Genomic DNA, 13,184 nt, shown 5'->3' on the forward strand with positions numbered 1-13,184 from the left:
CTACCTATTCAGCATTGAATACTAATTATACTAGGGAAGGGGCTATTAATGAGGGTTAAATCCAAAAAAACATATATCATATTAGCAATTGTGTTAGTCTGCATTGCAATGCTATTTGTAGAATCTATTCGATTATTTGATAAGAGAGCAGAAATGATGACCGAAGAGGGTAGGATAACTACTAATAACCCTATAATGTGGGCAGATGTACCTGATCCAGACGTTATTCGTGTTGGTAATGACTATTATATGGTAAGTACCAGTATGCATATGATGCCTGGTTCGCCTATTATGCAATCTACTGATTTAGTAAACTGGGAAATTATTGGATATCCGTATGAACGCTTGGAGGACAACGTCGAGCATAATCTTCGAAATGGAATGAACATCTATGGAGAGGGCTCATGGGCTAATAGCTTTAAGTACCACAACGGTAAGTTTTATGTACTTACGGCATCATTGGATTCTGGTAAAACCTATCTATTTAGTACCGAGAATCCAAGTGGAGATTGGGAACGTACTGAATTTAACGAATACTTACATGATCCTGCATTACTTTTTGACGATAATGATAAAGCATATATTATTTATGGGATTGAGAATTTCAATATTAAAGAATTAACTTCTGATTATAAAGCAATTAACCAATCTGGTCTAAATAAACAAATTGTCACATCAGGTCAAGAGGGAATGGAAGGGGCACATGCTTATAAAATTGATGGAAAATACTATATTACTGCCATATGGTGGGAAAAAGGAGGTATTAGACAGCAGTACGTATATCGTTCTGACAACATAAATGGTCCTTACGAAGGAAAACTCGTACTAAGTGATACGACGGGCTACAAAAATAACGGCGTTGCACAAGGAGGATTAGTAGATACACCTGATGGTAGCTGGTATGCTATGCTATTTCAAGATCATGATGCAGTAGGGAGAGTTCCAGTATTAGTACCTGTTCGTTGGAAAGATGATTGGCCAGTTTACGGTAATGAGGAAGGAAAAGTTCCGCTATCATTAAATACAACAGCTAGTAGTAACTTTGTTACGGAATTAACGAAAAGCGATGAATTTAATCAAATTAATCAAGATTTTGATTTAACTGATTTACTAGCGTCTGAGGTGCCTTCAAGTACACAGTCAATGGGCGTAGAGCTGGTAGCCAATGGTCAATTTAATAGCAATATTGCTGACTGGATCGGGAAAGATCAGGCTAAGATAGAGGTTATTATTGATCCTTCGTCTAGTGACAATAACATTGCATATGTTTCAAATCGTACAGCGACGTATGCCGGTATTGAACAGAATTTTACAGGTAAACTTAATAAAGGGCAGCGCTATAAAGCAAGCTTTAGAATAAAGTTTACCGAAGGTCCTGAATCTAAGGAGTTTTTATTAACTGCCAAAAAAGTTAATTCCGGCGAAACGTCTTATGAGAAATTAATAAGTGGTACTGTGAAAAAGAATGAATGGACAGAAATATCTGGAACATTTTCTGTTAGTGATGACCCTGAATTTATCTATTTATTTGTTGAAACACCATGGGTAGCAAAACCTGAAGTTGAGCGGGATATGATAGATTTCTACGTTGACGATATATCAATTAAGAGGGGTCCAGTAACTGCTTTCGAAGCTGCAGAAAGTATGCCTAACGGCTCAAAACTTGGTCTACAGTGGCAATGGAATCATAATCCGAACAATATGAAATGGTCACTAACTGAGCGACAAGGTTTCTTGAGATTAACGACTGATAATGTTGTGAGTAATATACTGGAGGCACGCAATACATTGACCCAAAGAGGCCAAGGTCCTCATAGCTCTGGTTGGACATCAATAGACGCTAGCCATATGAAGGATGGAGATTTTGCGGGGTTAGCCGCCTTCCAGCAAGAGTATGGATTTGTTGGTGTAACTCAGGAAGCGGGAGTTCAGTATATCGTTATGGTCGATAAAGGTATTGAAATTGATCGAACACCTTTAATACAGAAGCAAGTCTATTTCAAAATTGACTTTGACTTTACAACGGATAAGGCTCAATTCTTCTATAGTCTCAACGGTTCGCAATGGACAATTTTTGGGCAAGAGCTACAGATGCGCTACACATTACCTCACTTTATGGGATATCGTTTTGCATTATTTAATTTTGCTACTGAGAACGTAGGGGGTTATGTAGATTTTGACTATTTCAGATTCAGTCCAATAGCAACTGCTCTTAAAACAACTACGGTTCTGAGTGCTTATTTGAAAGAAAGTCATGTTGAACTAAGTAAAGAAAAGGGCAGTAGCTATGAACTAAGTTTATTATTAGATGAATTACCTGAGGAACAGACGTTTCAACAACTTCGTACAACGATACAATTTCCAGATTGGCTTGAAGTTGAACGTATCGTTGCTAATGATCATAATGTGCCTGACGTAGAAATATTTTATGAAGAAGTGACAGGTGGCATAACATTACAAATAAATACTGCAAATGAAACGATGCGATTTTATGAAAATGTGGATTTTAGTAAGAAACTTGTAACGATTACATTTACACTTAAAAAGGAGCTAGTTGAAATGATGAATGGTGAAGTAAAGGTAGACTCTATGGAAATCGTAAATACAGCACAACAGAATGAAAAAATTGATGTAAGTGGAGCAGTATCCAAGCTTAGCTATGCACCACCTGCTCAACCGGTAGGTAAAGATATTTTAAATGGTAATCCGTTGGTATCTCACAAATTTGGAGCAGATCCGTATGCGTTAGTATATAAAGATCGAGTCTATCTTTATATGACCAATGATGTATTTCAGTATGACGAGAGTGGCAATGTCAAGGATAATACGTATGCTAATATTAATAAGCTTTCAGTCATTTCATCAGATGATCTAGTCAATTGGACGGATCATGGCTTTGTTGATGCAGCTGGTCCAGATGGCGCCGCAAAATGGGCAACACAATCTTGGGCACCTGCTGCAGTACATAAGGTGATCGATGGAAAAGATAAATTCTTTATCTACTTTGCTAATAATGCGAGTAATATTGGGGTATTAATGAGTGACAGTCCGACAGGGCCTTGGATTGATCCTATAGGTAGACCACTAATTACAAGAGAAACTCCAGGTGTTGAAAAAGTAACTTGGTTGTTTGATCCAGCTGTGTTAGTAGACGATGATGGCAAAAGCTATATCTACTTTGGCGGGGGTATTACTGAAGGACAGGAAGAGATGCCGAACACTGCTAGAGTGATGGAACTAGGCGAAGATATGATTAGTGTAGTAGGAGAAGCTCAACCAATTCCAGCTCCGTTTATGTTTGAAAATTCCGGCATTAACAAAGTGAATGATAAATACTATTATACGTATTGTTCAAATTTCTATGGTGGTGTTCGTCCTGAGGGAAGCCCAGAAGCTGGACAAATTGCATATATGGTTAGTAACTCACCTATGGGGCCATGGACTTATCAAGGAGTAATTCTGAAAAATCCAGGACATTTCTTTGATGTAGGTGGTAACAATCATCATGCTATTTTTGAGTTTAACGAAAATTGGTATATCGCGTATCATGCACAGACGTTGTCAAAAGCGATGGGAGTTCCAAAAGGATATCGTTCAACTCATCTGAATCAAGTATCCTTTAATGAAGATGGAACGATTCAAGAAATTATTGCCGATTATGAAGGTGTTAAGCAACTGAAATCACTTAATCCATATGTTCGAGTGGAAGCGGAAACGATTGGCTGGCAAGCAGGAGTAAATACGGAGCAGATTAGTGATAACGCGCAGGGATCTTTTTCAAATAGAGTGGTAACAGATATTGATAACGGCGATTGGATAGCAGTTTCCAATGTTGATTTTGGCAGTATTGGTGCTTCATTATTTACGGCAGCAGTAGTCAATGGTAATGTAGCTAGCACCATTGAAATTCGATTAGATAGCCCAGATGGGAAATTAATAGGGGAGCTGTCTATTCCTGCAACAACTGGCCTAGATCAGTACTCTGAGCTTCAAACGAAAATTGAAGGTGCAGATGGAGTTCATCATTTATTTTTAGTGTTTAGAGGAGAAGACAACAGCAAATTATTCAATCTTGATTACTGGCAGTTTCATGAATAGTTAGGATGTAGTTTCCCCCGTATCTATTAGATACGGGGGATTTTCATTTTAAAAGGTAATTCAAAAAGCAGACTTTGATAACGTTGATTAGTCTAGCAGTTTCGTCGACATCGCATCTGAAACGAACTTGGAAAGTACGGTTCGCGTGTACAAGCACGTACACTTGCGCTTCCGCCTTTCTCAAGTAACATTTCACCTGCTCGGTTCTGAAAGCCTGCATTTTGAACTTTCATTGGAATGGGTAATTCAAAAAGCAGACTTTGATAACGATGATTGGTCAGGTAGATTCGTCGACATCGCATCTGAAACGAACTTGGAAAGTACGGTTCGCGTGTACAAGCACGTACACTTGCGCTTCCGCCTTTCTCAAGTAACATTTCACCTGCTCGGTTCTGAAAGCCTGCATTTTGAACTTTCATTGGAATGGGTAATTCAAAAAGCAGACTTTGATAACGATGATTAGTCTAGCAGTTTCGTCGACATCGCATCTGAAACGAACTTGGAAAGTACGGTTCGTGTGTACAAGCACGTACGCGCGAGAAGTGTGCAATCTTTTTGATCATAAGCAATTCTTTACTCATTTTTTTACTGTCTAAAAAAGCTACAGTATTTATTGCTAAAAACCTATAAAGCAACAGGTATTCACCTGAATACAGGCAGGTTGTTGAGCAATATATGAAAGCGCTACACTTCTTATGTAGTTAACTATTAAGGGGGAAAGAAAATGCTAAAGAAACAAAGATTGTTAGTACTGTTGTGTCTTGTTTTTGTTTTAGTAGTCTCTGCATGTAGTGGAAATACAGGGGGTAGCAATGCAGGAAATAATGCTGCACCTGGTACATCTAATGAACCGGTAGTTACAGAAGATGTACCAAATGAAGATGCTGAAGTTGTTAACGAGAACCCAAATGCAACACCTGAAATGGATTTTGATCTTGGTGGTAAAACAGTCAAGTTTGTTGCTTGGTTTGATCTTGCAATACAACAAGATGGCCCGGACAATATCCAGCGCCAGAAAAATCTAGAAGCATTAATGGAAAAACATAATTTCAAAGTTGAGTATGTTGCTTTGACATATGATGAGTATGTTGAAAAGGTATCAGCTTCAATGTTAGCCAATGATCCAGTTGGTGATATTCTCTTGATTTCTAGACCTTGGGCAATTCCAAGTATGGTTCAGCAAGACTTCTTCTGGCCACTTGATGAATATACCAAAAATGATAAAGCATTCAGTCCAAGCGGTAAGAAATTCTCTGAATACGAGGGAAAAACTTACGGATTCTCCATTTATGATGGCGATAATGGTGCAAATGGAATCATCTATAACAAAACATTAATGAACGAATTAGGCATGAAGTCTTTACAAGAGTACGTTAATGAAGACAACTGGAACTGGGATACTTTCATTAAAGTTGCTAAAGAAGGAAACAAAGATACAAATAACGACGGAGCAGTAGACGTTTGGGGTCTTGCGAATGTGTCTATCGATGCGGCAATGGCTTCTAATTTTGCTGACTTCACTAATGGAGATAAACAAGCTTTAGATGATCCAAAAACGCTTGAAGTATTTAATCATATCAGTACGTTTGCAACAGAGAAGCTTGTAAGACCGACAGAAGGTGGAGATTGGACGGAGCCAACACAATTCTTCCGCCAAGCTAACACATTAATGGTTAATGGTTCGATGTATGAAATTGGTGGATATCGTACGGATATGCCTGACTCCGAAATAGGTTTCGTTCCATACCCTAAATCTCCAAGTGCAACAGAATACACTAGCGTTACTGCAGCACCTTCATTTTACGTAATTCCAAAAGCTGTCCAAAATCCAGAGCAGATGGTGTACATCATGGAGAAAATCCAAGACTACGAGTCTGTTAGTGAGTATTCAGCTCAAGCATACTACGAATCAATTTTCGATAACGAAGATGATGTTGCTAACTTAAGAACAGCGAATAAGAAAACACATGCACTAGATAGACAGACTTATCCTTCTTTCCCATACTGGGAGATTCTTGGTGACTTGAATAATGGCGTTTCTGTTTCAACGGTTGTTGAGACGTATAAAGCTAAAGTTCAGGCTGCTGTAGATGAAGTTTGGAAAAAATAGCCACATAAAATAGTAGTAACTTAATGTAAATACAACATTCCTCATGAATAATTAATTGTTGTCTCATGAGGAATGTTGAATAAAGTGCTCAATATTAAAATAATGCATCAGGAGGGGAGAAACGTTGAACACAAGAAAGAAAAAGAAAGTAATTGTTCTAATGGTTCTTGCCGCACTTTTATTATCCCTATGGGCTTTCTCACCTTCAGATTCCACCACTCAAACGTATGTTCATGCTCTAGGTGGTTTCGATGCTGTTACAGGCTCTACTGAAGAAGATGGCTATGCTACTTATTTGAATCGTTATTCAACAGTGGATAAACCTAGTGAGACGATTCGAATCGAAGGGGAGAACTTTTCCGAGACAAATGGAGACGGGTTCGAGATCGTTAACCAGTTTGAAGGATTAGATGGGCAAGCAGTAGTAACTCCTGAAAAAGGCAACATCAGTTGGAATGTATCAATTGAAAAAGCAGGATTATACAATATTAAAATTCATTATTTTCCGTTAGAAGGAAAAAGCTCTTCTATTGAAAGAGAGTTTACCATTAATGGTGAAGTACCATTTAAAGGGGCAGAAATACTATTATTTGACCGAATTTGGGGAAACCGTTATGAAGAAATTCAAAGAGATGACAGAGGCAACGAATTACGTCCTAGACAGGTAGAGAAGCCAGCATGGCAAATAAGTGATTTTAAGGATAGGAATGGATATTTTGAAGATTCGTATTCCTTTTACTTAGACAAAGGTATTCAAACACTTACATTGACCTCATTACGTGAGCCAATGGCTATTGATTACATTGAACTCTATCAGAATAAGAGTCTGAAAAGTTATGAAGAACTGGAAAATGAGTATGAAGCCAAGGGTATTAAAGTTGCCCAGGATCAATATATGATTATCCAAGCTGAAGATGCCATTTCCAAGTCGTCTCCAACTTTATTTCCAGTTTCAGACAGATCTAGTCCTACAGTTATTCCGTACGATGTATCAAAAATCAGAATTAACACAATAGGCGGATTGAATTGGAAACTACCTGGTCAGTGGATTGAATGGGAGATTGACGTCGAAGAGGATGGTTTGTATCAAATAGCATTAAAGCAAAAGCAGAACCAACTTCGTGGTGTCTATGCTACACGGAGCTTGATGATTGACGGGGAATACCCATTTGAAGAAATGAAGCAAATTCGCTTTAAATATGGAAGGGATTGGAATATGAATGTATTGGGTGAAGACGAGCAGCCCTATCTATTCCATCTAACCGAAGGTAAACATCGTATTCGCATGACAGTTTCTCTTGGAGATATCGCTCCATTGCTTCAAACGATCGAGTCTAGTGTACTGGAGCTCAATGAGATGTATCGAAAGGTGTTAATGATTACTTCAAATACACCAGATCCATTCCGCGATTATCAATTGGAGAAGCGTATACCTGATATGACAGAGGTATTCGCTGAACAGGCTGAAATTATTCAAAGCGTAGCGGACTACCTAGAAGAAGCAACTGGAGAACGAAGTGATAAGGTTGCCGTTCTTCACACCATGGTTCAGCAATTGGAGGAAATGGTTAAATACCCTGATAGGGTAGCCAAACAATTGAAATCGTACAAGATCAATGTCGGAGGTTTGGGAACTTGGATTTTGACCGTTCGTGAACAGCCATTATCGCTTGATTATCTTATTGTGGCTTCTCCTGAACAAGAACTACCAAGAGCTGACGCTACAGTACTAGAAGTAGTTGGACATGAACTTGGTGCATTTGTTTCTTCTTATACAGAAGATTATGACAGTATAGGGAACACGGGAGAAAATGATAAGTCGATAACAGTCTGGGTTACGACAGGACGCGATCAGGCACAAGTATTGAAAAGCTTGATTGATGATTCCTTTACACCTGATACTGATATATCAGTAAAGCTTCGTCTTGTACCTGGAAATATTTTATTGCCAGCTACTCTTGCTGGTGAAGGTCCGGATGTAGCAATGCAGCTCGGCGAGGATATTCCTGTAAACTATGCGATGAGAGACGCCGCGGCAGATTTGACAGAGTTTGATGATTTTGATGAGGTTGTAACCAGGTTCCGTGACAGTGGTATTGAGCCTTACAAGTACAATGGAGGCGTGTTTGCCTTACCGGAGCAACAGACCTTTCCAATGTTGTTTTATCGCAAAGACATTCTTGAGGAATTGGAATTGACACCGCCGCAAACTTGGCAAGATATTTATAACATGATCTCAGTGCTCCAGAAGCATAACATGGAGTTTTATTTGCCACTTGAGACTACAAATGCAAATATGGTCCCGAATGCGACATACTCTATGCTTCTTTATCAGAACGGTGGTCAGTTCTACAGTGATGATGATACAAAAAGTGCTTTAGATTCAGAGATTTCCATGGATGCCTTCAAAAAATGGTCGCAATTTTATACTAGCTATAAGTTTCCATTAATAGCAGACTTCCCGAATCGATTCCGTACTGGTGAAATGCCGATAGGTATTGCAGACTATACAACGTATAACATGCTGACGGTTATGGCTCCTGAGATCAAAGGATTATGGGAATTCACCCTTGTACCAGGAACAGAACTTGCTGATGGTACGGTCAATCATGAAGTAGCCAGCCACACAACCGCAGTTCTAATGCTCGAAAACTCGAAAAATAAAGAGATTTCTTGGGAATTTATGAAATGGTGGACGGACAAGGAAACTCAGGTCGCTTACGGACGCGAAATGGAAGGTCTAATGGGCGAGGCGGCTCGTTACCCTACTGCTAACATTGAGGCTCTTGAAGAATTACCATGGCCAATAGAGGATTATAATAATTTGGAGAGTCAGTGGAAATGGGTAAGAGGTATTCCACAAGTTCCAGGTGGATACTTTACTGGAAGACATCTAGATAATGCCTTTAGAAAAGTTGTAAACGCTAGTGAAAATCCTCGTGAAGCGTTATCTGATTATATTTTGTACATTAACGATGAAATTGAAATCAAACGGAAAGAATTTAACTTACCGTATCAGTCAGGGGTGAAAGCTGATGCAAACTGAAAAAGTTACTGGGGTCGCAAAGGAAATCATACGTCCTCAGAAGATATCTAAGTGGGCACATCTCTCAAGCGAGTTGAAACGTAACAAGCATTATTATATTTTAATTAGTCCATATATGACGATTTTCTTTTTATTCACTGTTATTCCGGTCGTTTTCTCATTGGTATTAAGTCTGTTCTATTTTAATATGCTGGAATTTCCTCGATTCGTAGGGTGGCAAAATTATTCCAGACTGTTGCTTAACGACGATGTATTCATGATTGCTTTGAAAAACACTCTTCTCTTTGCGGTTATTACTGGTCCTGTTAGTTATATTGCCTGTTTTTTATTTGCTTGGATAATTAATGAACTGTCACCTAAAGTGCGTGCCTTTATGACATTAGTTTTTTATGCTCCGTCGATTTCAGGCAATGTGTTTTTTATTTGGCTAATCGTATTTTCCGGTGATAGCTATGGTTACTTGAACGGGTTTTTGATGAAAACAGGCATTATTTTAGAACCTATTCAATGGCTTCTTAATGAGAAATATATTTTGCCGATCGTCATTCTAGTTCAATTATGGCTTAGTTTAGGAACGAGTTTTCTTGCATTTATTGCTGGTTTACAGACGGTCGATAGAACTTTGATTGAGGCAGGAGCTGTCGATGGAATTAGAAACCGTTGGCAGGAATTGTGGTTTATTACGTTGCCATCAATGAGACCGCAGCTTATGTTCGGAGCAGTCATGCAGATTACAGGAGCATTTGCAGTTGCCGATATATCAGTCGCACTTGCAGGCTTTCCGAGTGTCAATTATGCGGCACATACTATCGTAACGCATTTAATGGACTATGGTAGTATTCGTTTTGAAATGGGCTACGCTTCCGCCATTGCAACTGTTCTCTTCGGCATTATGCTTGGAACTAATATGCTGACACAAAAAATGCTGAGAAGGATAGGTGAGTAACGTTGGTCATGAAAATGATAGCGATCTTTCGAACACCTAAAAAACTTAATCGTTCTTTTACAGTTAGCTTTATGTTGTTTGCGTTGCTTGCTTTTTTCGGTGCCTTTATGGCTTTGCCGCTAGTTTATGCGGTAAACAATGCATTCAAACCACTCGATGAGTTGTTTATATTTCCACCTCGGTTCTTTGTCAAAAACCCGACGATCGAGAACTTTTTAGATTTAATATCCTTAATGGGGAACTCATGGGTGCCTTTATCTCGTTATATCGCCAATACTTTGCTGATAACGATTGTCGGCACAGTCGGTCATATCCTGCTTGCATCGGCAGCAGCTTATCCGCTTGCGAAATATCGCTTCCTTGGTTCAAAGACATTATTCTCTATAGTTGTGTTAGCTTTAATGTTCTCACCACATGTAACAGCTACACCCAACTATTTAATCATGTCTTGGTTAGGCTGGGTAAATACACATGCATCCATTATTATTCCTGCATTGGCCTTCCCACTAGGATTGTTCCTAATGAAACAATTCATGGAGCAAATTCCTGACGCTTTAATAGAGGCGGCTAAAATTGATGGTGCTAATGAATATAGAATTTATTGGACTATTGTTATGCCCAACGTAAAGCCTGCATGGTTAACTTTAATGATATTGCAATTTCCAATGTTATGGGGAAGTGACGGGGGAAGTTTTATCTACAGTGAGAACTTAAAAACACTTAATTTCGCCTTAGGACAAATTACTGCTGGGGGAATTGCTAGAGCAGGGGTTGGTGCGGCAGTCGCACTATTGTTAATGATTGTTCCAATATCAATGTTTATTATTTCTCAGAGTAGCGTCATTGAGACGATGGCTACTTCCGGGATGAAGGATTAGAGGGGGCTGTGCACGATGTTGACTAGAAACCCCAAAATAAGAAAGGGACTCTTCATGGTACTTTGTTGTCTTATTGGCATAAGTGTGTGGGGAAGTCCAATTCAAGCTAATGGCAATGCAGAATCCTACAACTATTCTTATTGGGGAAGATCAGTTGCTTCTCCTGCCGCCTATCAGGCGACCGGTTCGGTTAATGGGTTGGATATTGGAATAGGGATATTGAAAGAACCTAGCGATATTCAAGTCACATTCGATAATTACATTTATATAATGGATTCTGGCAATAACAGGGTGGTTATTTTAGATCAAAACTATGAATTATTCAATGTTATTGATTCTTTTGAAAATGAAGGAACCATCGAAACATTTCTCAACCCGCAAGGACTTTTTGTAACGCAAGATAAAAAATTGTTAATTGCTGATACTGGACATAAACGTATCGTAGAACTTGACAAGGACAATAGTCTAATAAAAATTATCGAAGCACCACAGTCCGATATGCTAAATTCAAATTTTGATTTCCAACCAGTTCGGGTAGTAGCAGATAAAGCACAGCGAATATATGTGATGTCCATCGGGGTATTTGACGGCTTGATGGAATTTAACGCTGCAGGGGAATTCAATACATTTACAGGAGCAAATCGAGTAACAGTCGATACGCTTGAGTATTTTTGGAAATCAATATCTACAAAAGAGCAACAAAGTAAGATGATTATGTTTACACCTACAGAATTCACAAATTTAGACATAAATGAAGAGGATTTCATTTATGTTACAAATGGTGATAGATCGGGTGACAATATCAAAATGCTAAACGCTCAAGGAAGCGATATATTACGTAGAAATGGATATTTCAAACCGATGGGCGATATAATCTACTATTTTGATGAAGGTCCATCCAGAATAGTAGATATCGATGTGAGTGATAGCGAAATATATTCCGTACTTGATGCAAAAAGAGGAAGGGTTTTTACATACAATGGGGATGGACATCTGTTGTATATATTCGGTGGTCTAGGAAACAAATTAGGAGAGTTTAAGACACCAACAGCAATTACTAGAATAGGAGATGATTTCCTAGTACTAGATAAAGCGCTTGGTGAGATCACGGTGTTCCAAACGACGGAATATGGTCGAATGTTAAATGAGGCAGTTAGAAGTTATTATCGAGGAGATGAAGGAAAGGCATTCGCTTATTATCAACAAACGATAAATATGAACTCCAATTTAGAGTTTGCCTATGGTGGAATTGGTAAGGCACTTCTTCGTCAAGGTGATTACAAAGAAGCAATGTTTTACTTTAAGAAGAGTATGGATCAGAAAAATTATTCCAAAGCTTACTTACTCTATCGTAAAGAAGTGCTTAGGGAATACTTCTCGATCATTATGACAGGCATATTCGTATTGGTGGTTGGATTTACAATTGCAACAAGATACCGGAAGATAGTGCGGAGAAAGAGAGGGGATTTTCATTGAATAGAGATCTTGTGAAATATCCTTTTTATCTCATATTACATCCCTTTGATGGCTTTTGGGAATTGAAATACGAACGCAATCAGAAGCAGAGCTTAATCTTTGCCATTGCCATTCTATTTATGCTTGCTTTAACAAACATTTTGTCCAGTCAGTATAGCGGATTTGTAGTGAATATTGTAAATCCAAAATCAATGAATAGCTTTATGGAAATTATATACGTCATAGTGCCAGTATTGTTCTTTTGCATAGCAAACTGGTCACTAACAACATTGTTAGACGGAGAAGGGAAATTTATTGAGATATTTACTTCAACATGCTATGCACTTATTCCGTTGGTACTTATTAATTTTCCTTGGATTTGGCTAAGCAATGTTATTTCGATGGAAGAATCAGTATTTTATTATTTTTCGAGCAGTCTAGCATTAATCTGGTTTGTGTTTATGCTGTTCATTGGAAATATGACGGTACATCAATTTTCACCATCTAAATCAATTCTAACCATTCTTCTCACTATTGTTGCGATGGGATTTATGGCATTTCTTAGTTTATTATTTTTCAGTTTAATCCAACAGATCGTCTCTTTCATTTCCGTCATTTATCAAGAACTGGCATTGAGAAACTGAGAAAGGA

Annotated in this window: 8 protein-coding genes; all 8 read left to right on the plus strand. The window is 38.5% G+C overall.

Annotation, left to right across the window (positions count from 1 at the left end; all coding sequences use genetic code 11):
* The first annotated feature begins 48 nt into the window (after positions 1 to 48).
* Positions 49 to 4,098 (plus strand): family 43 glycosylhydrolase, encoded by a 4,050-nt coding sequence (locus NAG76_14925; GenBank protein ID URN93129.1) that lies wholly within the window; start codon positions 49 to 51, stop codon positions 4,096 to 4,098.
* Positions 4,099 to 4,243: 145 nt separating this feature from the next.
* Complete coding sequence (locus NAG76_14930; protein ID URN93130.1) at positions 4,244 to 4,561, plus strand: hypothetical protein; 318 nt, start codon at positions 4,244 to 4,246, stop codon at positions 4,559 to 4,561.
* A gap of 261 nt (positions 4,562 to 4,822) precedes the next feature.
* Positions 4,823 to 6,208, plus strand: a complete 1,386-nt coding sequence (locus tag NAG76_14935; GenBank protein ID URN93131.1) for an extracellular solute-binding protein — start codon at positions 4,823 to 4,825, stop codon at positions 6,206 to 6,208.
* A gap of 124 nt (positions 6,209 to 6,332) precedes the next feature.
* Entirely contained in the window at positions 6,333 to 9,254 is a 2,922-nt protein-coding gene (locus tag NAG76_14940; protein ID URN93132.1) for an extracellular solute-binding protein, read from the plus strand.
* Positions 9,244 to 10,200, plus strand: coding sequence for a sugar ABC transporter permease (locus NAG76_14945; protein URN93133.1), 957 nt, complete (start codon positions 9,244 to 9,246; stop codon positions 10,198 to 10,200). Before NAG76_14940 ends, NAG76_14945 begins: the two co-directional genes overlap by 11 nt.
* A gap of 8 nt (positions 10,201 to 10,208) precedes the next feature.
* Positions 10,209 to 11,078, plus strand: a complete 870-nt coding sequence (locus NAG76_14950) for a carbohydrate ABC transporter permease (protein URN93134.1) — start codon at positions 10,209 to 10,211, stop codon at positions 11,076 to 11,078.
* 15 nt (positions 11,079 to 11,093) lie between these two features.
* Positions 11,094 to 12,554 (plus strand): hypothetical protein, encoded by a 1,461-nt coding sequence (locus NAG76_14955; protein ID URN93135.1) that lies wholly within the window; start codon positions 11,094 to 11,096, stop codon positions 12,552 to 12,554.
* On the plus strand, positions 12,551 to 13,177 hold the full coding sequence (locus NAG76_14960; GenBank protein URN93136.1) for a YIP1 family protein: 627 nt from the start codon (positions 12,551 to 12,553) through the stop codon (positions 13,175 to 13,177). The genes NAG76_14955 and NAG76_14960 overlap by 4 nt, the downstream gene beginning before the upstream one ends.
* Positions 13,178 to 13,184 lie beyond the last annotated feature (7 nt).

The sequence above is a fragment of the Candidatus Pristimantibacillus lignocellulolyticus genome, from assembly GCA_023639215.1.
In the GTDB taxonomy this organism is placed as follows: domain Bacteria; phylum Bacillota; class Bacilli; order Paenibacillales; family Paenibacillaceae; genus Pristimantibacillus; species Pristimantibacillus lignocellulolyticus.

Excerpts from the sequence above, each read along its gene's own strand:
- NAG76_14955 (URN93135.1), top strand. The coding sequence starts at position 11,094 with ATGTTGACTAGAAACCCCAAAATAAGAAAGGGACTCTTCATGGTACTT.
- NAG76_14925 (URN93129.1), top strand. The coding sequence starts at position 49 with ATGAGGGTTAAATCCAAAAAAACATATATCATATTAGCAATTGTGTTA.
- NAG76_14950 (URN93134.1), top strand. The coding sequence starts at position 10,209 with ATGAAAATGATAGCGATCTTTCGAACACCTAAAAAACTTAATCGTTCT.
- NAG76_14935 (URN93131.1), top strand. The coding sequence starts at position 4,823 with ATGCTAAAGAAACAAAGATTGTTAGTACTGTTGTGTCTTGTTTTTGTT.
- NAG76_14945 (URN93133.1), top strand. The coding sequence starts at position 9,244 with ATGCAAACTGAAAAAGTTACTGGGGTCGCAAAGGAAATCATACGTCCT.